General features: G+C 46.9%; 14 protein-coding genes. 10 read left to right on the top strand and 4 right to left on the bottom strand.

All coding sequences use genetic code 11. The features are described 5' to 3' along the window. Positions 1-586 precede the first annotated feature (586 nt). The 7 genes from QT990_RS00770 to QT990_RS00800 all read left to right on the top strand — a co-directional run bounded on the left by QT990_RS00770 (position 587) and on the right by QT990_RS00800 (position 16,703). Positions 587-9,301, top strand: a complete 8,715-nt coding sequence (locus QT990_RS00770; RefSeq protein ID WP_333464795.1) for a PAS domain S-box protein — start codon at positions 587-589, stop codon at positions 9,299-9,301. A 9-nt stretch (positions 9,302-9,310) separates the two neighbouring features. Then, the gene (locus QT990_RS00775) at positions 9,311-10,387 is read left to right on the top strand and encodes a hybrid sensor histidine kinase/response regulator (RefSeq protein ID WP_333464796.1); all 1,077 of its coding nucleotides are present in this window, start codon (positions 9,311-9,313) and stop codon (positions 10,385-10,387) included. 57 nt (positions 10,388-10,444) lie between these two features. Beyond that, complete coding sequence (locus QT990_RS00780) at positions 10,445-11,578, top strand: hybrid sensor histidine kinase/response regulator (RefSeq protein ID WP_333138265.1); 1,134 nt, start codon at positions 10,445-10,447, stop codon at positions 11,576-11,578. 860 nt (positions 11,579-12,438) lie between these two features. Beyond that, positions 12,439-13,710 (top strand): RNA-guided endonuclease IscB, encoded by a 1,272-nt coding sequence (gene iscB, locus QT990_RS00785; protein ID WP_333138263.1) that lies wholly within the window; start codon positions 12,439-12,441, stop codon positions 13,708-13,710. 32 nt (positions 13,711-13,742) lie between these two features. Further along, complete coding sequence (locus QT990_RS00790) at positions 13,743-14,144, top strand: hypothetical protein (RefSeq protein WP_333464797.1); 402 nt, start codon at positions 13,743-13,745, stop codon at positions 14,142-14,144. Continuing rightward, entirely contained in the window at positions 14,101-15,024 is a 924-nt protein-coding gene (locus QT990_RS00795; protein ID WP_333138259.1) for a transposase, read from the top strand. The genes QT990_RS00790 and QT990_RS00795 overlap by 44 nt, the downstream gene beginning before the upstream one ends. A 35-nt stretch (positions 15,025-15,059) precedes the next feature. Then, a complete protein-coding gene (locus tag QT990_RS00800; protein WP_333305830.1) occupies positions 15,060-16,703 on the top strand; it encodes a GTP-binding protein in 1,644 nt (547 codons plus the stop codon). Between the two features lie 117 nt (positions 16,704-16,820). Here the strand turns inward: QT990_RS00800 and QT990_RS00805 are convergent, their stop codons facing one another. Continuing rightward, entirely contained in the window at positions 16,821-17,954 is a 1,134-nt protein-coding gene (locus QT990_RS00805; protein ID WP_333464798.1) for an adenylate/guanylate cyclase domain-containing protein, read from the bottom strand. A gap of 180 nt (positions 17,955-18,134) precedes the next feature. Next, complete coding sequence (locus tag QT990_RS00810; protein WP_333138253.1) at positions 18,135-18,287, bottom strand: hypothetical protein; 153 nt, start codon at positions 18,285-18,287, stop codon at positions 18,135-18,137. A 449-nt stretch (positions 18,288-18,736) separates the two neighbouring features. Here QT990_RS00810 and QT990_RS00815 point away from each other — a divergent pair, with 449 nt between their 5' ends. Beyond that, entirely contained in the window at positions 18,737-19,666 is a 930-nt protein-coding gene (locus QT990_RS00815) for a phosphoribulokinase (RefSeq protein ID WP_333138251.1), read from the top strand. Positions 19,667-19,741: 75 nt separating this feature from the next. Here the strand turns inward: QT990_RS00815 and QT990_RS00820 are convergent, their stop codons facing one another. After that, on the bottom strand, positions 19,742-19,930 hold the full coding sequence (locus QT990_RS00820) for a hypothetical protein (protein ID WP_333138249.1): 189 nt from the start codon (positions 19,928-19,930) through the stop codon (positions 19,742-19,744). 110 nt (positions 19,931-20,040) lie between these two features. Between QT990_RS00820 and QT990_RS00825 the strand changes: the two genes are divergently transcribed. Next, positions 20,041-21,021, top strand: coding sequence for an ABC transporter ATP-binding protein (locus tag QT990_RS00825; RefSeq protein WP_333138247.1), 981 nt, complete (start codon positions 20,041-20,043; stop codon positions 21,019-21,021). Positions 21,022-21,590: 569 nt separating this feature from the next. On the opposite strand, the gene QT990_RS00830 is transcribed toward QT990_RS00825, so the two are convergent. Next, entirely contained in the window at positions 21,591-23,234 is a 1,644-nt protein-coding gene (locus tag QT990_RS00830) for an NB-ARC domain-containing protein (RefSeq protein WP_333464799.1), read from the bottom strand. Positions 23,235-23,462: 228 nt separating this feature from the next. On the opposite strand from QT990_RS00830, the gene QT990_RS00835 reads away from it, so the two are divergent. Further along, positions 23,463-24,851, top strand: coding sequence for a protein kinase domain-containing protein (locus tag QT990_RS00835; RefSeq protein ID WP_333464800.1), 1,389 nt, complete (start codon positions 23,463-23,465; stop codon positions 24,849-24,851). Position 24,852 lies beyond the last annotated feature (1 nt).

Genomic DNA, 24,852 nt, shown 5'->3' on the forward strand with positions numbered 1-24,852 from the left:
CAGCTAGTTTTTCAACAATAATTATAAAAAGATATCGTTCGGGTAGTTCTTGTAGAATAAGGTTTAACCTAGCATCTCTCAATCCTTATACTTGTCAAGTAATTCGCTTACAAAATGCAAGAGTTTTTGTTCATTGCTTAATCCCACCACACGAGATATTGCTGGTAGTTTTTTACGCTTAATATCAGAAAATCCCCACAGGAAAGTAATTAAACGCCTCATAAATTCTCACTTCGGGGAAGAGTGTTCTGTATGCTCTGTATAATTCACAGTAATCGTCAATTGTCAACAAATTTTATCGTTACGGCGCGTTCTCCGAGCTTTCACTTAGTCCAGTAAAGGGTTGAGGGCACTTCCTGTTTTTATCATCTCATGAAAATGATGAAAGAGCGTTACCTGAGAGTTACAGAATTTCCCTAAGTCATTTCCGGCAAAAGCGAACTGTAAGTAAATATAATATTTAGAGAATGTCGTGCAGCTAAGTAACTCTTCTCCGTACTAGGGCTCGCCCCACGCTACGCTATCAGCTCACGTGTTTAAGGCGAAGAGTTTAACAAAATAATCAGCAATAAAACCCTATAAACCCATGTTCAGTCGTACTACGGCTCTCACTCCAATAGAACTCAGGACTGCCATCATCCGGGAGCCCTTGGTGGTTTCGCCCGATACGACGGTGATGGATGCGATCGCCCAAATGAGCGGCGTGCGATCGCTCTGCAACACCGCTAGAACGGCGGATGGTCAACTCGAAGACCTCCACTTAGAGGCGCGATCGAGCTGCGTGTTGGTAGTGGAAAACGAGCAATTAATCGGCGTACTGACCGAGCGAGACGTGGTGCGGCTGAGTGCCCAGCAGCGTTCCTTGGAGAATTTGGCGCTCCGGGAGGTGATGGCACACCGCGTCGTCACCCTCCGCGAGTCCGCCTTCACCGATTTATTTTTGGCGATTAATCTGCTCCAGCAGCACCACATTCGCCATTTGCCCATCCTGGACGAGTTCGATCGCCTAGTGGGCCTAGTGACTCACGAAAGTCTGCGCCAAATATCTCGACCGCTCGACCTGCTGCGGTTGCGTATGGTAGCAGAAGTGATGACCCGCGAAGTGATTTGTGCTGCGCCAGATTGTTCCCTACTGGCGATCGCCCAACTTATGGCAGAGCATCGCGTCAGTTCCGTGATGATTGTACACCCAGGCGGAATCTCTACTGAACCGCTACAAATGCCAGTGGGGATTCTCACCGAGCGGGATATTGTGCAATTTCAGGCCTTGGGCTTGAACATGGAAACCTGTCGGGCTGAGGCGGTGATGAGTACACCGATTTTTAAGGTCAAGCCAGAAGAGTCGCTCTTGACTGTGCAGCAGATCATGGAGCAGCGATCGATCCGTCGGTTGGCGGTGACAGGGGAACAAGGGGAGTTACTGGGTATTGTCACCCAGACCAGTTTGCTGCAAGCCCTCAACCCGCTGGAGCTATACAAGCTGGTCCAGAAGTGGGAAGAGAAGGTGGTGCGCCTAGAGGCGGAAAAGGTGGCGCTGCTGGCAAATCGCAACCTTGAGCTCGAGCAACAGGTGGAAACTCGGACAGCCGCTCTCAACACCAAGGTACAACGAGAGAAATTACTCGCAGACTTGGCCTCCCAAATTCGCTCGTCCCTAAGCCTGCAAACGATTTTGGATACGACTGTGCAGCAGGTGCGGCAAGTGCTGGGCTGCGCTCGCGTCAATATTTGGCGGTTTGAAGCCAATAGGGAAATCATTGTCGTGGCAGAATCCACCGACTCGTCCCTGTCTCTGTTGGGCGAACGGGTCAATGAGACCTGCTATAAGCAAGACAATCCTGAGATTTATCGTCAGGGATATGTTCGCGTCGTACCAGATATCTCCACAGCCAACATATCAGACTGTCATCGGCAGATGCTGAGCCGCCTCCAGACAAAAGCCAAACTTTTGGTGCCGCTACTGTGTGGCGATGAGTTATGGGGCTTGCTCAATGCCAGCGAAAGCCAGCACGCCCGCGCCTGGCAACCGGAAGAAGTCGAACTGGTACAAGCCTTATCAGTGCATCTGGCGATCGCCATTGGGCAAGCCACGATCCACCAAAAATTGCAGAAGGAACTGGTAAAGCGACAGCGGATCGAAGCCACCCTGATCGAGAGCGAAGAACGCTACGCCGCCCTTGCCGCAGCCGCTCCGGTGGGGATTTTTCGCACCGATGCGGAGGGGCTATGCACCTATGTCAACGATCGCTACTTTCAGATCAGCGGACTCACACCAGGAGCCACTATCGGACAGGGATGGCAACGAGGAGTGCACCCCGACGATCGCGATTGGATCATTGCCCAATGGGAGCAATTCATCCAAGGTAACGACTCTTTTGAACTCGAATATCGCTTTCAACGTCCCGACGGTGAAGTAAGGTGGGTTTATGGGCAGTGCGTCGCCGAACTCGATGCCAATGGACATCGGAGCGGCTCTATAGGCACCATTACCGACATTAGCGATCGCAAACGAACAGAAGCCTTCCTGCAAGAGAGCGAAGAACGCTACGCCACCCTCGTGGAAGTCGCACCAGTGGGGATTTTCCGCACCGATCCTGGGGGCAACTGCATCTATGTTAACGATCGCTGGTGTCTGATCACCGGACTCAGCCCAAAGGCCGCCATCGGGGAAGGATGGCGACAAGGGCTGCACCCCGAAGATCGCGACTCGATCGCGGTCGAATGGCAAAAATCTGTCCAAGAAAATCGCCCTTTCGGGCTCGAATATCGCTTTCAACGTCCCGACGGTGCTGTGGCTTGGGTATATGGGCAGTCCGTTGCCGAACTGGATGCAGACGGGCAAGTAGTTGGCTATGTAGGCGCTATTACAGACATTAGCGATCGCAAACTTGCCGAAACCGCCCTGATCCAGAGCGAAGCCCAGAGCCGAGCCATATTAGCAGCAGTTCCAGACTTCATGTTTCGCATGGGTGCCGATGGTATTTATCGGGGGAGGGTGACAGCCCATCGTCCGCTCGACTTCCTGGGTACAGATTTCGATAGGCCTGGTGTGGCGATGGTGGATCTTATTTCAGGAGAAATTGCGACCCGACATCTACACCACCTAGAGCAAGCCTTACGCACAGGAGAACTGCAAGTTTATGAACAGCAGGTGCACATTGGCCCGCGCCTGCAATATGAAGAGGTCAGAATTGTCAAGAGCGGCGAAGATGAAGCCTTGTTTATGATTCGAGACGTTACGGATCGCAAACAGGCCGAGCGACAACTGTACCAACTAAACCAACAGCTAGAAGCCAAAGTCGAAGAACGCACCCAAGAGCTTTGGCAAGTCAACAGCCTGCAACGCGCCATCCTCGATGGTGCTGATTACTCCATCATCTCCACTAACCCAACAGGCATCATCCAGACCTTTAATGCTGGAGCCGAAAGGATGCTCGGTTACAGTGCAGCAGAAGTGGTCGGCAAAGGTACGCCCGAACTCATCCACGATGCAAATGAGGTAATTGACCGGGCAGCATCACTCTCTGCCGAACTAGGGCAAAATATTCCCCCCGGCTTTGAAGTTTTTGTTGCCAAAGCACGCCAAGGTGTTCTCAGCGAAGAAGAGTGGAGCTATATCCGCAAAGATGGCTCTCGATTTCCTGTGTCGCTATCCATCAGCGCCCTCAAGGATGTCAATCAGCAAATTATCGGCTTTTTAGGTATCGCCAAAGATATTAGCGATCGCAAACGTGCAGAAGCAGAACTACAGAAAGTATCGGATCGCCTCGCTTTGGCCCTCAAATCAGGGGCGCTCGGCTGTTGGGACTTCGATCTTGTACACAACACCGTCTTGTGGGATGAGCGGATGTACGAACTGTACGGTGTCACAAAACAATCTGATTCCCTTGTGGTTTACGACATTTGGGCAAGCCGGCTACATCCCGAAGACCGCACCGCCACCGAAACATTGCTCCAGCAAGCCGTCTTAGGAGAGGCAGAATTTGATACCGAGTTTCGAGTGTTGCATCCCGATGGCAGCCTCCACTTTATTAAAGCCTATGCTGTCGTCGTGCGAGATGCCCAAGGCAATCCCCAGAGCATGATTGGGCTCAACTTTGATATTAGCGATCGCAAACAAGCTGAACTCGAACGACAGCAGTTAATTCAAGAATTATCAGCCTTTAAACAGGCCTTGGATCAGTCTGCCATCGTGGTCATCACCGATCGCGAAGGGGTGATATCCTACGTCAACGATCGCTTCTGTGTAGTCTCTGGCTACTCCCGCGATGAACTCATGGGCAAAACCCATCGCCTAGTCAACTCTGGCTATCATCCCCCTGCGTTTTTCCAAGACCTGTGGCAGACCATTGCTAGCGGTCATGTTTGGCGCGGTGAAATTTGCAACCAGGCAAAAAACGGTAGCCTGTACTGGGTTGCCAGCACCATTGTCCCCTTTTTGGACGAAGGCGGGCGACCTTTTCAGTATCTAGCCATTCGCTTCGACATTACCGATCGCAAGTTGGCCGAAGCAACGCTTCGGCAGGAAAATACTTTCCGTCAACAAATTGTAGAAAACATGACAGAAGGGCTGTGCGTTTTCTATGAAGTTGAGGAGTTTCCCTTTCTGTGCTTCACAGTCTGGAATCAGCAAATGCAAGCGATTACGGGTTACACCTTAGAAGAAATTAACCGTCTGGGGTGGTATCACAGCTTGTACCTGGATAATCAAGAATCTCAAAAACAGACGATTGCCGACCTGAAAAAGATGCGACAAAGGGGCAACTTAATCGCTCTGGAAAGGGAAATCCGGCGCCAAGATGGACAGTGCCGTACTATCTCCATTTCCACCTCTATCCTATCGATGGATGATAAACATCTCTATGTGCTTGGCCTGATCCAAGACATTACTGAGCGTCAACAGACAGAGCGAGAAAATCGCCTGTTGAAAGAACGCCTCGAATTTCTTCTAGCCTCCAGTCCCGCCATGATCTATAGCTGTAAGCCCTATGGGGACTATGGAGCAACCTTCATGAGCAAAAATATCGAAGCCATTTTGGGCTACAAACCAGAAGAATTTTTATCGGAATCTGGCTTCTGGGCTAACCATATTCACCCAGAAGATGCCCCTAGGGTTTTTGCACATATATCCGCTCTCTTTGAACACAACACTCATCAGCATGAATATCGATTTTTGCATCGCGATGGTCACTACGTTTGGCTACGGGATGAGCTGCGCCTGGTGCGAGATGAACAAGGCAAGCCAACCGAGATTATTGGCTATTTTGCAGATATTAGCGATCTCAAACAAACCCAAGAAACCCTAAAAAGACAACTGGCGGCAATTGAGGCGGCGATCGACGGCATTGCGATTATCCAAGGAGAGACCTACCTCTATGTGAATCAAGCCCATCTAACACTGTTTGGCTACGAACATCCCCAAGAACTGCTGGGCAAAACCTGGAAACTTTTGTATTCCCAACAGGAGTTAGAACGGTTTGATCGGGAAGTCTTTCCGGTGCTGATGCGCGATCGTGCTTGGGAGGGAGAGGCGATCGCCACCCGCAAAGATGGCTCTACCTTTGCCGAAGGGCTATCCCTCACCCTCACAGACGATGGATTATTGATTTGTGTATGCCGGGATATCAGCGATCGCAAACAGATCGAAGCCGAATTAGCAGAGAGTGAAGCTAAATTCCGGCGGCTGGTAGAAGGGGCTAATGATTTGATCTGGTCATGTGAACCCGATGGCATACTCACTTATGTGTCACCGCAATTCACGACCATGTTTGGCTGGGATGAGCGTGCATGGATTGGTGAGTCGTTTCTACATCTGGTGCATCCAGACGATCGCTCTTTGCTGGTTACATATTATCGGGAGAATCTCAAATGTGGTAAAAAGTCAAGTGATTATGAGTTCCGAGTTCGCCACCGAGATGGCAATTATGTCTGGGTGAGAAGCAGTCCCACACCCGTTATAAATGCTGAAGGGGAATTGATTAGCATCCAGGGAATTTTATCGGATATCAGCGATCGCAAACAAGCTGAACTCGCCAGGGAAAGCAGTGAAATCCGCTTCCGCCGGGTGTTTGAGTCCAGTGTGAGCGGCATGATATTTGCCGATTTTCAGGGGAACATTATCGATGCCAACGATCGCTTCTTACAGATGGTTGGCTACACGAGGGAGGAACTAAATGCGGGGCTAATTCATTGGGATGCCATGACCCCCCCCGAATATGTCCACGCTGATGTTGTAGCGATGGAGCGCGTGATGCAGGATGGCACGAGCGAGCCCTGGGAAAAGGAATACTACCGTAAGGATGGCAGCCGGATTTCTGTCCTGATGGGAGCCGCACTCCTCCCAGACTCAGACGATCAAACTATTTGTGTATTAGTAGACATCACCGATCGCAAACAGGCCCAGAAGGCTTTGCAGGAATCTCAGCAGTTTCTGCAAACGGTACTCGATACCATCCCGCTTTCGGTGTTTTGGAAGAATCGAGAGTCTGTTTTTTTAGGATGCAATCAGCAGTTTGCCAAAACTCTAGGCTTGCCATCTACGACTGAAAGTATAGGTAAAACAGATTTAGATATTTGCCACGCAGAAGTCGAGGCGAACGGTTATTGTGCGATGGATCGGCGGTTAATCGAAACGGGTGAAGCTATATTAGGGATCGAAGAAACGCTAACCCTACCCAATGGTAAACCAATATTTCTCGAAACCCACAAGGCTCCCCTGCGAGACTGCTCAGGTAATATTATTGGTCTGGTAGGCACGTTTCAGGATATCACCCATCGCAAAGAATCCGAACTGAGATTGCAACAACAAGCAAAACAGGAGCGTTTGCTGGGAGCGATTACTAAACGGATGCGATCGTCTCTGCATCTGGAGGAGATTCTCAATAGCACTGTTGAGGAAATCCATCAGGTATTGCAATCAGACCGAACCCTGGTTTATCGGGTTTATCCTGAAGGGACGGGGGCTGCCATTGCTGAATCTGTTTCGCCAAATACGTCTAAGCTCTTGGATATCCTCTTCCCTGAAGAGGTTTTCCCCGAAGAGAACTACGATCGCTATATCCAAGGAAAAGTTTATGCCCTCAACGATAGGGAAGATGAAAACGAGTCAATCTTACCCTGCTTGGTTGAATTCCTCGCAGAAATCCAGGTCAGAGCCAAACTCGTAGTTCCAATTATTCAGAATCAAATCCTCTGGGGATTGCTGATTGTTCATCAATGCGATCGTCCGCGCCAATGGCAAGAGTGGGAAATCAATTTACTTAAACAAATTGCTAATCAATTAGCGATCGCCATTCAGCAATCTTACCTCTACGAACAGGTACAATCAGAGCTGGCTATCCGCAAGGAAACAGAAAAGGCGATCGCTTTACAACTGCAACGGCAGCGAACTTTGGGAGCGATCGCCCAGCAAATTCGCGAATCGTTGGATATTAACGAAATTTTGGCGACTGTGACACAGCAAGTCAAAGAAATCTTGCAAGGCGATCGAATCATCGTAATCCGGCTATTTGACAATGGCAGAAGTCAAATAGTTGAAGAATCTGTGTTGACCGAGTTTCCCGCGCTCAAAAACCTTTACTGGGACGACCAACTGTGGTCTCAAGAAATCCTCAACCACTATTGCCAGGGCAATCCCCGTATCGTCCCCGATATAATCACCGATATGGGGACTAATTGCTTGGTGGAATACGCAAGCGTTGGTCAAGTCAAGTCCAAAATGGTTGCACCTATCCTGCAAGAAGTCCGAAGCAGCGAAAGCCATAGAGGGGTTGCCCCCGGGCAAACCAACAAGCTCTGGGGGGTTTTAGTTGTCCATGCTTGCCGAGAAAAGCGAGTCTGGCAAGAGTCGGAAGCACAACTCCTGCAACAAATTGCTAACCAGTTGGCGATCGCGGTTCAACAAGCTAGCCTATTTGAGCAGTTGCAGCAACAACTCACCGAACGGCAACAAGCCCAGCAGCAACTCACCGAGCGCAACCAACAACTGGGAGCCTCTAACGAAGAACTGGCCCGTGCTACCCGTCTCAAAGACGAATTTCTTGCCAACATGAGCCACGAACTCCGCACGCCCCTTAACGCCATTCTGGGCATGAGCGAGGGGCTACAAGAGCAAGTATTTGGCATCGTCAACCAACAACAAATCAAAGCTTTACAAACCATTGAGCGCAGTAGCTCTCACTTGCTAGAGTTAATCAACGACATTTTGGATGTCGCCAAAATTGAATCCGGTCAAATGGAGCTCGATTGCACCCCAGTTTCAATCAATCATCTCTGTCAATCCAGTCTGCCATTTATTAAACAACAAGCCCTGCAAAAACGCATCCAACTAGAGATTAAAGTGCCACTCAATCTGCCCGACTTATTGATGGATGAACGGCGGATGCGCCAAGTCTTGATCAACCTGCTCAACAACGCGGTAAAATTCACTCCTAGCGGAGGACGCATCACCCTAGAAGTCAGCCGTCAACAGCGCCGGGCCGACCCAGATTCTGCCGATTCCCCACCCCATTTTTTGGTCAAAGAGACTCTGCGAATTGCCGTCATCGATACAGGTATTGGTATTGCCCCAGAACATATCAACAAACTGTTTCAGCCCTTTATCCAAATCGATGGCGCCCTGAATCGTCAATATCAGGGGACAGGCTTGGGGCTTGCCCTGGTGAAACGCATTGTCGAACTCCACGGCGGGCAGGTGTTGCTCACCAGCGAGGTGGGTGTAGGAAGTTGCTTCACGATCGAACTCGAGGGCAGGCACGGGGGCATCGAATTGGAGGGCAGGCACGGGGGCATCGAATTGGAGGGCAGGCACGGGGGCATCGAATTGGAGGGCAGGCACGGGGGCACTGCCCCTACTGGTGCGCCCTCCTCTGTTGCCCTGGAATCCCAGACAGAGCCCCGCATCGAACCCAGCGGGCCCCAACAGCAGGGAGGCTCTCCCTTAATCTTGCTGGCGGAAGACAATGAAGCCAATATCACTACGATTTCGAGCTACCTGAAAGCTAAAGGCTATCGCATTCTCTTGGCTAAGAATGGAGAGGAGGCGATCGCCCTGGCCAAGTCGGAAAACCCCAATCTAATTCTGATGGACATTCAAATGCCTGGTATGGATGGTCTAGAAGCTATGCAGCAGATTCGCTGCGATCCAAACTTAGTTGATCTGCCGATCGTTGCCCTAACTGCCTTAGCCATGACGGGCGATCGCGATCGTTGCCTTGCCGCCGGAGCCAATGATTACCTCACCAAACCCGTCAAGCTGAAGCAATTGGCAAGCACTATTCAACAACTTTTAGCTTCTAAGTAAGGATAACCCGTGAATAGACCATCCGTTTTAATCATTGACGACGAACCCAATAATTTTGATGTAATTGAAACCCTCTTGAGTGAGCAAGACTATCAATTGCATTACGCTGCCAGCGGGCAAGAAGCGATCGCATCCCTCGACATCTTTGAACCCGCTCTTATTTTGCTGGATGTGATGATGCCAGGAATAGATGGCATCGAAGTTTGTCGGCAAATCAAAGCCATGTCAAAATGGCAAGCCGTTCCCATCATTATGGTGACAGCATTAAACTCAAAATCAGACCTTGCCCGTTGTCTCACTGCCGGCGCTGACGACTTCATTAGTAAACCTGTAACTGCTCTTGAACTGCGTGCCAGAGTTCACTCCATGCTGCGAATTAAGCACCAGTATGACGACCTGCAAAGCTTACTAAAATTGCGGGAAGATATGGTTAAAATGGTAGTCCACGATTTACGCAATCCCCTGGCTGGTATCTTGCTTGGCTTGGAACTCCTAAAAAGCATAGAGTATCCTAGAGAACAACAACAAACCCAACTGGAGCGACTTTACTCATCAGCACAAGCTATACAGCTATTAATTGATGATTTATTGCAAATGGCTTTACTCGAAGCAGGTGAAAATCGTCTCAATTACGCAGAGGTTTATTTGTGCGATATCATAGAGTCTGCCATATCAAACTTTGAAGTAATCGCTGCTAAAAAAAATCAGTTGCTGGTCGCTCAGTTACCTGAAGAAACCAGTAGGAAAGTCTCGGTTGATGCCACCCTGATACATCGAGCGCTGGATAATCTCCTCTCGAATGCCATTAAGTTTTCCCCACGCAATAGTCAAATCATAGTGAATGTAGAATTCCTCACATCTGGCCATGCAAAAATCCAGGTTATCGACTCTGGACCGGGTGTTCCTGATACATTGCGACACAAGATTTTTGAGAAATACGAGATTGGAAATCTGATGTCGGAGGTCTCTCAAATAGGGTTGGGTTTAGCTTTCTGCAAAATGGTCGTTGAGGCACATGGGGGCGAAATTGGTGTGAGAAGCAACCAACCAAAAGGTGCCATTTTTGAAATCACTTTGGCAGCCTAGCTGACGGGTATCACCTGAACTCATAAAACTTTCTACATTATTGGAGTCGTTAAAATTATGTCTCAATTCTCTATCTTAATTGTTGATGATGAGCCGGATAACTTTGATGTGATTGAAACCCTGTTATCAGAGCAGGATTATCAATTGCATTATGCTGCCAGCGGGCAAGAAGCGATCGCATCCCTCGATATATTTGATCCGGCTCTTATTTTGCTGGATGTGATGATGCCGGGAATAGACGGCATCGAGATTTGCCGGCAAATCAAAGCCATGCCAAAATGGCAAGCCGTTCCCATCATTATGGTGACAGCATTAAACAGAAAGTCAGACCTTGCCAACTGTCTAACTGCCGGAGCCGACGACTTCATCAGTAAACCTGTAAATGCTATTGAAATGCGTGCTCGCGTGCATTCCATGCTCAGAATCAAGCAACAGTATGATAATATCCAGAACTTATACCACATCCAAGAAAATACCATCAATGCCTTGGAAAGCACCCTCAATGAGCTGCGTGGGAACTTAGCTTCTAGTCTATCCCACGAACTGAATACGCCCCTCAATGGCATCTTAGCCACGATCGGGTTGCTCAAGGACGATATCGAAGACATGGATATCGCCGAAATCCGTGAGATGTTAGGGTGGGCCGATGAATCTGGCCGTCGCCTAGAAAAATTAACGAAAAAATTCCTGATTTATTTAGAATTAGAACTATCCGCAAGTCGCCAGCACAAGATCGAATCTGCCCAAACTCTATTTTCAGCTTCCGCCATTGAAGCCGAGTTGAAATACCAGGCTCAGAGCGTCAATCGTAGCAACGATATGTTGTTCACTCTTGAGGAAGCGGAGATCGCTCTATCAGAGCGATATCTATCAACGATTCTCCATGAATTAATTGATAATGCACTGAAATTCTCCTCACCAGAGACAACCATTAAAGTTAGTAGTCAAGTCCTAGGGGAGATGCTGCATTTATCTGTACATGACTCCGGGCAGGGCATGACAGAAGAGCAAATTGCTAAAATTGGTGCCTTCATGCAGTTTGAGCGCAAGAGCTATGAGCAGCAGGGTACCGGTATCGGCTTAAAAATTGTCCAGAAAATTGTCGAACTGGCAGGAGGAGAGTTCTCAATTACCAGCATCTATAAAAAGGAAACAACGGTACATCTCACTCTGCCGATTGTCGGCAAATAGCAATCGATTCCGGTGCAACCGGAATCATTGTTGACTGTTGACTGTTGACGGTTGACTGTTGACGGTTGACTGTTGACGGTGAGTCAAAAAAATGAAAATTGCGCGAATTATTTGTTGGCATCGGGATTCGACTTTACGCCCGACGATGAAGGGCGGATTTGATATCATATCATGTCCGATTGATTAACCATAATATCCCGGTCGGGGCGGGTTTTTGAGATTGTCAATTCTTGGCAAGTATTGTTGGTGAACCCGCCCCTACGAAAATCGCGGTCGATCAACCGGATTTGATATCATTCCGGCGCAGCCGGAATTGATATGAGAAGGAATAAATTTGCTTTGCCTGGGAATGGCAACACATCAAAAAAGATGAACGAGCAGGACAAATATTTGACTCGGAATTAGAGCTTGCTTCTGCGGTAATTCATGGGGTGGAAGGTAAAGAAAAAACCGTACACAACCTTACACAACCTATTAAATTTAACTCGAATCACCCTACTTAATCTTTTGTTACATACGGGCGAATTTTCCCAGCGACTTACTTAGTTCTGGTGCAAGCTACAATTGCAGCAAGAGGGCGATCGCACTTTATCTGCACCCGCTACCACTAAAACCGTTCGTAAAAACCTACCCAAATCTGGACAGAAGTAGAAACTTCTACCCCGAGTAACGAACGTGCAGGTTAAGGCTTTCCGAAGCCTACGTTGGGAGGGTCATGACACCAGAAAATAAACGCCAGTTTTCTGCCCTGTCGAACTAGGTTAAAAAGTCGTGGTGAAAGGTTTATAAGCCCGTGCCTAGTTCCGAACAAGCCCTCTCAACATTACCGAGGCAAACATTACTTAATTGGATGACAGAAGATGTCAAACTACGTTTTTCTCATTGACGCTCAAAAAACACCGATGAATCCAATTCATCCAGTACAGGCAAGGAAATTATTAGAGCAGGGTAAAGCTGCTGTTTTTCGCAGATATCCCTTTACTCTAATTCTGAAACGAGCTATCGATATTCCAGTTGTTCATCCTCTTACTCTCAAAATCGATCCGGGTTCAAAAGTTACGGGATTTGCTCTTGTAACCGACCGGGATGAGGTTATTTGGGGGATGGAATTGAAGCATCGCGGGCAACAAATTAAACTAGCTCTTGACTCTCGTAGGTCTTTACGGAGAGGTCGGAGAAACCGCAATACACGCTACCGCCAGCCGCGTTTTCTGAACCGTTCGCGCCCTCAAGGGTGGCTAGCACCAAGTTTAAGGCATCGGGTTTTAACCACAGAAACTTGGGTCAAGCGTCTGTGTAAATTTGCTCCTATTGGTGAAATCAGACAGGAGTTAGTTAAGTTTGACACGCAAGCGCTAGAAAATCCAGAGATTAGCGGGTGCGAATACCAACAAGGCACTTTGTTTGGGTACGAGAGCCGCGAGTATTTATTAGAAAAGTGGCAAAGAAACTGTGCTTATTGCGGGATTGAAAATGTTCCTTTACAGATCGAGCATATTCACCCTAGAGCGAAAGGAGGTAGCAACCGTATCTCTAATCTGTGCTTAGCTTGTGAGAAATGCAACATCAAGAAAGGAACCAAATTAATTGAGCAGTTTCTCTCAAAAAAGCCCGATTTACTAAAGCGGATCTTAGGTCAAGCCAAGCGACCTTGTTTGGATGCAGCAGCCGTTAATGCTACCCGATGGGCATTGTTTAATCAACTCAAAAAAACAGGTTTGCCAGTCACAACAGGTACAGGAGGACAAACCAAATACAACAGGACTCGGTTGGGATTGCAAAAAACTCACTGGCTGGATGCAGCTTGTGTGGGTATCACCCAAACGCTGCAAGTCTTAACAGAGCGCATTCTCAATGTCACTGCAACTGGTTTTGGTGGAAGGCAGCGCTGCCAAACGGATAAATATGGCTATCCAGTCAAGCATCGCCCGCTGCGTCCAATTTTTGGCTTTTGTACTGGCGATATTGTTCGAGCCGATGTGCCGAAAGGTAAGTATCAAGGAACATTTACAACTAGAGTCTGCCCTATGTCGGATGGAAGAGGTGAGTTCATTATCAACAAAAAACGGTTTTCAGTAAGGCTCGATTACTGTAAAGCCATCCATCGCAAAGATGGTTACAGTTATGTCTGATATCTGAACAAAAATGGTAGTAATGTCCAGGTATGGGTAGAGATTATCGAGCAGTTCTTAACCCCGAAAGCTGCCAATACGCTACAATAACAACAGCAAAACTTCACACATTGAAAATGTCCCAAGTTCTTACACTCTCTTGCAAATTGGAAGTATCGCAGCAGCAGGTTGAAAAGCTGAATGCGGTACTGACTGCCTTTGCAAAATGCTGTGAGTACGTGAACACCCATACACCCGAAAAGCTGACGAATCAGATTGCTGTTCAGTCCTTGATTTACAAGGAAGCGCGATCGCATTCTGGGCTGTCTGCTCAAATGACGATTCACGCAATTCGTAGAGTTTGCGCTAATCGCAAAACGGCAAAGCAAAAGGGTAAGCCCGTTAAGAAGTTTGCCCCCACTTCTGCCACTTACGACGCGAGAACTTTCACATAGAGGCGAATCGGATTGGTTGGTCAGCTTGACCATGCTCAAGGGCAGAGAAAAGTTTAAGCTGCACATTGGTAATTACCAAAAACACTTGCTGCAAGGACAAGACCCCAAAACGGCAACTTTGGTAAAGCGCAACGATGGTAGCTTTTATCTGAACATTCAGCTTGAGTCTGAGCCACCAGAGAAACAAAAGACTGATGATGTCTTGGGTGTTGATTTGGGACGCACAGACATTGCTTGTACATCTGCTGGAGAGAAATTCAGTGGCAAACAGGTAACACAAGCCAGAGACAGATATAGCCGTGTACGGGCTTCGTTACAGCGTCAAGCGTCCAAAGGCACAAGGTCTACTCGTAGAAGGGCGAGACAGATTTTGCAACGGTTGAGTGGACGAGAACGGAGATTCCAGACATGGCTGAACCATACCATCAGCTATCGACTGATCCAGCAAGCCAAGACATCAAATCAGGCTATTACCCTGGAAGACTTGACCGGAATCAGAGAGCGTACCAATGAACTGCCACGGTCTAAAACAGAACGGAGACGCAGCAATAGTTGGGCGTTCTACCAGTTGCGCCAATTCCTGACCTATAAAGGCGTGAAATTTGGCGTTGATGTAAGACTGGTTGATCCGCGCTATACCTCCAAAACTTGTCACTGTTGCAAGGTGATTGGCAATCGCCAAGGTAAGCGGTTTGAGTGCCTGAATGAGCGATGCGGATGGATTGGCGATGCCGATGTGAATGGAGCAAGAAATATTGCTACATTGGGGCAGATCGTAAACCTGCCCGGAGGTTCCGAGATAATGTCCTGCTCTTTGCAGGAAGTTGTCTTGAGGGCTACTGAAAGCCCGCACTCTATGCAAAGCATGAGTGTCGGGTAGTTTACAGCATAACCCTTTTATTTGCCACTCCCCTCATGCCTTTGCCGCGCCTGTTAACCTTAATTGCTGCTTTCTGCCTCACCCTGGGGCTGATTATTGGGCTGGTGAGTTCCTTAACAGGGCTTTACAGTCAAGTTGCGTGGTCTGCTTCTCCGCTGCTGGCTAATTTGCTAATTTTCCTGATAATTGTACTTTTGGGAACGCTAATTTTTGCGCTGGTTTACTATTTTAGGCTGCTGCAACGCCCTCAGAAAGTTAAGGGAAAACGGCCGATTACTCCGAAGATTCCTGTTGTGAAAAGTGAAGCAGCTTCGGAAAATCTCAAAGCAATCAGGCAACAAGTCGATCGCATTCAAGATGAAGTAGCGCGGCAAGCTTTGCTGTTGAGAGCCCGCGAAATTGAAGCTAGCATGGCTCGTGGCAGCGTTCGAGTAGTGGTTTTCGGCACCGGTTCTGCGGGCAAAACTTCCGCTGTGAATGCGCTGGTGGGGCGGATGGCGGGACAGGTGGGCGCGCCGATGGGAACTACCGAAGTTGGGGAAACTTACACTCTGAAATTGAAAGGAATCGATCGAGAATTAGCAATTACCGATACCCCAGGCATCTTGGAAGCGGGAGTTGCGGGAACTTACAGAGAGGAATTGGCGAGGCAGTTGGCGGCGAGGGCAGATTTGATCTTATTTGTTTTGGACGGCGATTTACGCAAATCCGAGTACGAACCGCTGCGGACTTTGGCGGAAATTGGCAAAAGGTCGATCGTGGTTTTTAATAAAGTTGACCTTTATCCCGACACCGACAGAGATGAAATTCTCGATCGACTGCGGCAGCGAGTCAAAGGTTTTGTATCAGCAATGGATGTAGTAGCAATTAGCGCCAATCCGCAAAAAGTTGTACTAGAAGACGGCACAATTTTTCAGCCAGACCCGGATATTATGCCATTAATTCGGCGCGTCGCTGCGATTTTGCGAGCCGAAGGCGAAGACTTAATTGCGGACAATATTTTGCTGCAATCTCAGCACTTGGGAGACCAAGCGCGCAAGTTAATTGATGCTCAAAGAAGGCGGCAAGCTGATAAAGCAGTAGAGCGCTTTCAGTGGATCGGAGCCGGAGTAATTGCTGTAACGCCTTTGCCAGTTGTGGATTTGTTAGCGACAGCAGCAGTTAACGCTCAAATGGTAGTAGAAATTGCTAAGATTTACGGCTGCGAATTAAACATCGATCGCGCGAAAGAACTGGCCTTGTCTCTAGCAAAAACCCTAGCAAGTTTGGGAATAGTTGAAGGCGTAATTCAAGTAGTGTCAAGGGCGCTGCAGTTAAGCGTAGCCGGGTTTGTACTTGGCAAAGCAATTCAAGCAGTCAGTGCGGCTTATTTAACCAGAATTGCCGGTAAAAGTTTTATTGAATATTTCCGCCATGACCAAGATTGGGGCGATGGTGGCATTGCCGAAGTCGTGCAAAGGCAGTTTCAGTTAAATCGGAAAGACGAGTTTGTCAAAGCATTTGTCAAAGATGCGATCGCCCGCGTTGTCGAACCTCTGAACATTTATCAGCAGGAATCGGAACCCGAATTAGAAATGTCAGCGGAATTGGAACCAGAAATAGAACCAGAATCCTTGTATCAGCCGCCGCAACAAGACGATTGGGAAACTTACAGCAACAAACGCAACGATGAGTGGTAATTGGGAATGGGGAATTGGGAATGGGGAATTGGGAATTGGGCATTGTCAACTGTCAACTGTCAACTAAGAGGGCGGGCACAGGGGCACCGCCCCTACCAACTGTCAACTGTCAACTGACTAATTTCGCCCCACCAACAAATAAACCATCATTTCTCCTTTACCTTTAATCTCAACAGCACCGCGCTTTTTAAACAAAAATTTATCTTTTAAACGATCGTAAACTGCAGAAGTCACCTGAATTTCCCCCGGAATACCGCTTGATTCCATCCGCTGAGCAACATTTACTGTATCCCCCCACAAATCGTAACTAAATTTAGTTAAACCAATGACTCCCGCCACTACCCCACCAATATTTATCCCAATGCGGAGACTAAAGTTTTGATTGTTTTGGACATTGAAGCTAGCGACAGCAGCTTGCATATCTAGTGCCATTTGGGCAATGGCAGAAGCGTGATTTTCCTGCGGTTCGGGCAAACCGCCAACTACCATGTAAGCGTCACCCATAGTTTTGATTTTCTCCAAACCGTGCCGTAACGATAACTCATCAAATTGACTAAAAATTTGATTGAGAACTTTCACAGTTTCGGCCGCACTTCTTTGAGATGCAAAATTCGTAAATCCCACCAAATCGGCGAATAAAACACTGACATCCGAAAAGCTGTCAGCAATTATGCTTTGCCCATCCTGCAAGCGCTCTGCAATCGGTTTCGGCAAAATATTTAATAGCAATTCTTCAATTTTTTCTTTCTGAGACTTGGTTGTTTCCAACAGCAGCCGCGTTTCCATTTCTGCCTGTTCCCGATAGGCGATTTCCTGCTGCAACATCAGATTTTTATCCCTCAGTTGCAACTCTAGTTCCCGCAGCCGCAATTGATTTTCTACCCTAGCTACCACCTCTACGGTTTGAAAAGGTTTAGTAATGTAGTCCGCCCCGCCAGCCTTAAAGGCTTTCACCTTCTCAGAAGCTTGTACCACAGCACTCAGAAAAATAATGGGAATGCCAGAAGTGCGATCGCTCGCTTTCAAGCGACTGCAAACTTCATAGCCATCCATATCGGGCATCATAATATCCAGCAAAATCAAGTCAGGCTGAGCCAAATCCACAGCATCGAGTGCCAGTTGACCGCTAGATGCAGCTTCTACTTTATAGCCTTTCCTGGATAAGATCAGCTCCAGTAACAATAAGTTGTTAAGACTGTCATCCACAATTAAAACACGGCCCTTTAATTTTTCTGAATATGGTTGATTCATCGGCTTGCTCCGGGCTTAGTTAAGCTTAATAAAATTAAGATTTGTTTAAATTTATAAATTACGCACGGGTGCGTCCAAACCTATTTTTTTTCACAGAAAAACGCATTGCCGAAGGCAAGCAAAAGGAAAAAAAACAGGTTTCTGAGGGCATGATTGCCTCCTGAACTCACATTTATTATACTAATTTGTCAAAACAGCGAAAGCTGGGGCTAAAACTTCATATTGCGGATAAATTCGATCGCCCTGGGCGTCGATTGATGGACTGGCGAATTGATGCACTGCTTGCTGGCTGGTTTTGAAACCAAAAATATCCCACAAGCCCCACCGCTGCAATTTGCACTACAAAAGACAAAAGAGACTACCCGGACACTTTGCAGGGATAATTTGCGCGAAATTCTGACAAGAGTTGGATTCAAAAGTACGATCGACATCTTGGGCGGTTGAGAAATGGGCGTGATTTTTTAATCAGATGCTCCCTGAGTCTCCGGTGCCGCATTATATTAAGAAATATAACAATAATTTTACAGATTGGGGAGACTCCGGGGGGGATCAAGTCAATCGATTTTAGATTTTAGATTGTAGATTTTAGATTTGAAGCATTGACCCCACGGATAAATTCGGGGGCTCCTTTATCGGATACAGGTTTTTTATTTCTCCACAGATGAATCCGGGGGCTTGTATCCTGGATGCTTTCGGTCGAACCGAGCGATCGGATCGAACACAACTTTGATAAGATGTAAGATTGACAACAAAATTTGCTATTGTGCGTCCGGGTAAAAACAATGAGCGATCGACCAATTATTCTCGGTATTGTCGGAGACAGCGCAGCGGGCAAAACCACCCTGACGCGGGGAATTGCCCAAGTATTGGGGCCAGAAAATGTCACTGTGATTTGCACTGACGACTATCATCGCTACGACAGAAAGCAGCGGGCAGAAATCGGAATCACAGCATTGCATCCCGACTGCAATTACCTCGACATCATGCAGCAGCATCTCAGCCTGCTGCGTACCGGACAAGCAATTCTCAAACCCATCTACAACCACACCACAGGTACATTCGACCCACCGGAATACATCAAGCCCAGCAAATTTGTCATAGTTGAAGGTTTGCTGGGTTACGCAACCCGAACAATCCGCGATTCTTACGACGTAAAAGTGTATCTTGCTCCTCCCGAAGAGTTGCGAAGTCAGTGGAAAGTTAAGCGCGATGTCATGAAGCGCGGTTATACTGAAGAACAGGTGCTTGCAGAAATAAAAAAACGGGAACCGGACTCTGAAGACTTCATTCGTCCTCAGCGCAAATCGGCCGATGTTGTAGTTAGTTTTTACCCGCCCGAAGCGGACAATGAATCGAATTTGAGCGTCCGTTTAGTGCTCAGACCTACAATTCCTCACCCTGATTTTACTGAAATTTTAGGTCGAGGCAGCGAGAGTTTTAAACCTGCAATTCGCTTGGGACTCGATCGGGATATGGGCAAACCTGTTGACGTTTTGGAAGTAGACTCCCACGCTACCAGCGAGCAAGTAAACGAACTGGAAATGATGTTGTGTAGCGAGTTGCCACACCTGCGGGGATTTTGCTCCGCCCAAGGCAACCCGGAAATTGGCAAACTTATCGGCACAACGGGCGAAGTTTTGCAAAGTTACCCGCTAGCTTTGACGCAGTTGCTAGTTGCATATCACATGATGAAAGCAATTCATGTCTATTAGTTAGTTGGCAGTTGTTGGTTGTTAGTTGTTGGTTGTTATTGCAAGGATTAATAACCAATAACCAATAACCAATAACTAATGTAGTCGCAAAGTCGGGTTAGTAGTGCCTAATTGCTGAAGTGGCATGGAGACTGGCAACTGACTTTGAGGTGCGGGCAGCATTTCGCCTCGGAAGTCAAGGAGGGTGACGAGCAGCAGGTAGGCAACTGCTAAAACTATAGAAATCACCCCAGTGATAATAGCAATAATTTTTGAACGATCCATATTTAGCAAATTTTAACTACAGCTAATATTAGTTTAACATTAAAAATAGCAATTATTACTTAACTTGTGCAATAGAATATAATCAGGTGCTAGTTATTTCTGTGACAAAAATGGAACCTCTTGTAGATGCGCCAAATCCCATAGAGATGCCCAGAGCTACCCCAGTGGTGGAAACATTTAATCTGGGGAAGTTCTACCGTACCGGCTTCTGGATGAATGAAAAAATTGAATCGCTCAAAAATTGCACTCTGACTGTCTCTGAGGGGGAAACTTTTGGGTTATTAGGGCAAAATGGAGCGGGGAAAACTACGCTGCTGAAAACTTTGCTGGGTATAGTGCGCCCCACTTCTGGCCGGGCGCTGCTGTTGGGGAAGCCTTTGGGCGATCGCACTGTGAAGCAGCGAGTCGGCTATTTGCCAGAAAATCCCTATTTTTACGATTATCTCACGGGCTGGGAATTCTTGCAATTTGCGGCGGGGTTATTTCAAATTCCCCCCTCGATTCAGCGGCAGCGAATTCCGAATTTGCTAGATTTAGTTGGGCTATCTCAATCGGCGGCAATTAAAAAACAGTTGCGCCAGTATTCTAAGGGAATGCTGCAACGGATCGGCATGGCTCAAGCTTTGATTAACAATCCCGATGTGGTATTTTTAGATGAGCCGATGTCGGGTTTAGATCCGATGGGGCGCTATCAGATGCGGGAGATAATTTTATCGCTGAAAAATCAAGGAAAAACGATTTTTTTTAATTCGCATATATTGTCTGATGTGGAGAAGATTTGCGATCGAGTGGCAATTTTGGCGAAGGGTGAGTTAATTTGCATTGGTGCGATCGACGAACTCCTCGGCAATACTGAAACTTACCGGGTTGAAGGTAGGGGCGGACACTTGAATATCCTGAAAAAATGGATACCGGATATGGAAGTTGATGATGATTTGTGGTACGGCCATTTGCAGGGCACTCCGAAGGAGTTTATTTCTAGTCTGAGCGGTACGGGAGGGCAGCTAATTGGGATGAATTTGGCTAAGCCTAGTTTGGAAGATTTTTTTATGCAGCAACTGCAAGAAAGAGGGATTTATTCTAGTGGTTGAAGTATCTTAAAAGAGGTAGATTGGGATTGATGGTGGCGCGGGGGCGGGTTTACGAGATTGTGGGTTTTGGGCAATTATTGTCGGTGAACCCGCCCCTACAAAGTTATTAATAATAGTGAAAGATATCAGTTTAATCTCACATTCTGCGCCATTGTCATGGCTCCTGTAGGGGCGGGTTCACCAACAGATTTAACGGTGCAGACAGGTTAAATAAACCCGCCCTCTCCAGGTTTTTATAGTTATTTTGAAAGAGGTAGATTGGGATTGATGGTGGTGTGGGGGCGGGTTTATGAAATTGTGGGTTTTGGGCAATTATTGTCGGTGAACCCGCCCCTACAGAGTTATTGAAAATGGTGCAATATATCAGTTTAATCTCACCTTCTGCGCCATTTTCATACATCCTGTAGGGGCGGGTTCACCAACAGATTTAACGGTGCAGACAGGTTAAATAAACCCGCCCTCCAGGTTTTTATAGTTATCTTAAAAGAGGTAGATTGGGATTGATGGTGGCGCGGGGGCGGGTTTATAAGATTGTGGGTTTTTGGCAATTATTGTCGGTGAACCAGCCCCTACAGAGTTATGTTTTTTACTTCCGTTAACAATGGCAACGGTAGATTTGCACATACTAACTCTGCACAATTCCACTGCCGCAAATACTCATATACTTCAGAAATAATCGCATTTGCTGCATCTAAATCTTGTGCTTGAGAAGCATGATAGTGCGCTCTGATTAGGGGCTTAATATCCTCGATATCTTGCCATTCCGATTTTGGTTTGAGGGGAATGCTGATATAATAATTATAGGCTTGGCTGTGGGCGGTACGGAGATTTTCAGGATTTTGACTTAGCAGGTACTCGCCCTTTTCTCGGAGTAGCGGATGCAAGTGATAGGATTTGAGGTGGCGATCGTAATATAGCAATTGTCGGCGTTTGAGTGCCTGAATAATATTTTCTTTAAGTTCATACTTGCTAACTTCTGGCATTTGAGCGCTAATCCCTGCAAAAGATAGCGGATATTCTGAGGTTTGATAGACAGAAATTCGGCTGAGACAAGTTTGCTCGCCGTCGCCCAGACGCGCTATCATTTCATCGATCGCTCTTTCAATATCTCGAATCAGCAACCAGTCTCTCTGGTGCAGAAAAATCCCGACATTTCCCTGAAACTCGGTATCATCTCGAATCAAGGCTGCGACGAGTTGTAAGGCTTTGGGATGTCCTGAATAGCGATCGCACATTTCGGCTAATTCCTCTGCATTCGCAGTCAGATTAAAAGATTGCAATAGGGCAACTGCGGCATCTCGATCCAATCCGTTTAGCTGGATTTCGCGGGTGACTGTTGACGGCAATTCAGCTAAGCTTTCGCGACTGGTGAAAATGATTTTGCTTTGATGTTCTGTTTCTAATAGTTGTTTGAATAACCAAGCATATTCTGCACCATCGTCTGCGAAATAACCAGCCGCTTTTGCCTCTCCTGCTTTCAAAAGTGTGTCGGCGCGATCGAAAACGAGTAAGCAAGGTTTTTCTCTGAGGATTTTGAGCAGATTTTCGGTTTTTTTGAAATAGTCATTTTGAGGATTGACGGCTGCGGTAATGTCGCCGTTGGATAGGGTGAATAGCAGGGAGTCAATTGTGCGATCGAAGGCGGGTGCTTTGCCTGTTGCCGATTGCAAGGATTGCCAAGCGGCGCAGGCGAAGGGGGTTTTTTCGGTGTGGAGTTGGCGAATTAGTTGGCTGATGAGGGTGGTTTTTCCGATGCCCGGTAAGCCGACAATTGAGATGGCGATGGGAACCCCCCAGGGCGGGCACGGGGGCACCGCCCCTACAAGATGGGGTTCAACAATTAGGGTTTTTAAGGTGTCGATTTCTTTGGTGCGCTGTACCCAATTTCGGACGGGGGGTAAGTTTTCTGGGAGGGGGAAAGTGCGATCGTTTTGGTTGTCTAGGGGGATATCTGCGATCGGGGCTGATAATAATTCTGGTTCCTGAATTTCTCGCGCAACAATGTCTTGCCAGTTTTTCACACCTACAGCTTTGCAAATGTGTATAAAAGTCTCTCGTCTAATTGGTTGCTGCGTCCAAAATCGCTTTAAAGTTGCTTTTGAAGTGAGAGCAGCCTGACACCAGAGCTCATCTGCTTTATTCCATCCGAGATTGCGTCTTACCATGTCAATGATTTTTAGCCCTTCTTCGGATGCTCTGAGCAAGCCTGCCATTGCTACTCCTATACCATAACTTTACCCCAATTCGATTATAGCTCACATCGGAGAGCCGAAAGATGAGCCAAATGAGCCAAATGAGCCTTGGGCATTGAGCCAAATGCTGAGCCATTGAGTTGGCGCAGAGTGGGGATTTTGAATTACCCTTAAAAGATGAGTCTGGATTTCGGTAAGAATCAAATTCAAAAACCTCCAAGCTCCCGTCAAAGCTAGCACTAGGGGCTTGTGCAAGCACTTCCTAGCAAAAGTCCTAAAACTTTTATGTTTGGAAAAAATCTAGTTGGAACAAAACTTCAGAGTGGACGCTATCACATCACAAACGAACTAAAAGAGGGTGGTTTTGGCGAAACATATTTAGCTGAGGATACCAACAATTTTAATGAAGTCTGCGTTGTTAAGAGGCTCAAGCCCCAGAAGCAGTCTGTGTTGCAGTGGGCACAGCAAAAATTTGAACAAGAAGCTAGAATACTGAAAACATTAGGACAACACGACCAAATTCCCAGGCTTTTAGCTTACTTCCTAGAAAATCAAGAATTTTTTCTAGTCCAAGAATTTGTAAAGGGCAACGATCTTCGTAAAAGCATCTATACGGGTATTCAATGGAGTGAACACGCGGTCACTTACTTGTTGAGAGACATTTTAGAAGTTTTAGAGTTTGTGCATCAAAAAAAAGTAATTCACCGTGATATTAAGCCTGAAAACTTGATCGCCAGACAGTCTGATAAAAAGATTGTACTCATCGACTTTGGAGCAGTAAAAGAAGTTACTAGCAAAGTATTTAACACCCAAGGAAACGTAGTTCAAAATTCTGTAGTTGGTACGCCCGGTTATATGCCTGTGGAACAGTTAAGTGGGCAACCTTTATTTTGCAGCGACATTTACGCAGTAGGAATGATTGCGATTGAAGCTCTCACAGGTGTATCTCCACTGCAACTTGCTACAGATATTAATACTTCGGAAGTTATCTGGCGAAACAGAGTACAAGTTAGCAATAATTTGGCTAATGTATTAGAAACAATGGTACGTTTTCGGCATCAACAACGTTATCAATCTGCTTCGGAAGCACTGCAAGCTGTTCATAATATACTACAAACCATACCTGTCTCACAACCACCATACCAACAACCACCTTCATACCAACAACAACCACCATATCAACAACCATCATATCAACAGTCACCTTATCAACAAACACCATACCAACAGCCACCGCCACCCCTATTACAACCAGCCGACTTTGGACGCAGACTGGTAGCCTATTTAATTGACATATCTATTTTGGCTTTGGGCAGTCTTCCTATTAATGCAGTAATGTTTGGTGGCACTGCTACTTTATGGGGTTTGATTTTCTGGTATGCCGTACTTGGTTTTCTGTACTGTCCAGTCATGGAAAGTTCTCCCATGCAAGCAACCCTTGGCAAAATGGCAGTGGAAATTATTGTTACAGATTTAAGTGGAAATAAGATTACTTTTGAACAAGCAATAAAAAGGCATAGCAGTAAACTGCTGTCTTACCTGCTTGTATTTATTGGTTTTTTGATGGGTGGATTTACTCACAAAAGAAGAACTCTTCACGATCGAATATCTGGCTGTTTAGTGGTTAGGAAACAATAAA

The organism is Microcoleus sp. T3_B1 (assembly GCF_036700445.1).
GTDB lineage: Bacteria > Cyanobacteriota > Cyanobacteriia > Cyanobacteriales > Microcoleaceae > Microcoleus.

Bases quoted from the DNA above. Each gene is read 5' to 3' on its own strand.
- QT990_RS00800 (WP_333305830.1), top strand. From the start codon at position 15,060: ATGCCTTTGCCGCGCCTGTTAACCTTAATTGCTGCTTTCTGCCTCACC.
- QT990_RS00805 (WP_333464798.1), bottom strand. From the start codon at position 17,954: ATGAATCAACCATATTCAGAAAAATTAAAGGGCCGTGTTTTAATTGTG.
- QT990_RS00825 (WP_333138247.1), top strand. From the start codon at position 20,041: ATGGAACCTCTTGTAGATGCGCCAAATCCCATAGAGATGCCCAGAGCT.
- QT990_RS00830 (WP_333464799.1), bottom strand. From the start codon at position 23,234: ATGGCAGGCTTGCTCAGAGCATCCGAAGAAGGGCTAAAAATCATTGAC.
- QT990_RS00815 (WP_333138251.1), top strand. From the start codon at position 18,737: ATGAGCGATCGACCAATTATTCTCGGTATTGTCGGAGACAGCGCAGCG.
- QT990_RS00780 (WP_333138265.1), top strand. From the start codon at position 10,445: ATGTCTCAATTCTCTATCTTAATTGTTGATGATGAGCCGGATAACTTT.
- QT990_RS00770 (WP_333464795.1), top strand. From the start codon at position 587: ATGTTCAGTCGTACTACGGCTCTCACTCCAATAGAACTCAGGACTGCC.
- QT990_RS00820 (WP_333138249.1), bottom strand. From the start codon at position 19,930: ATGGATCGTTCAAAAATTATTGCTATTATCACTGGGGTGATTTCTATA.
- QT990_RS00790 (WP_333464797.1), top strand. From the start codon at position 13,743: ATGGGTAGAGATTATCGAGCAGTTCTTAACCCCGAAAGCTGCCAATAC.
- iscB (WP_333138263.1), top strand. From the start codon at position 12,439: ATGTCAAACTACGTTTTTCTCATTGACGCTCAAAAAACACCGATGAAT.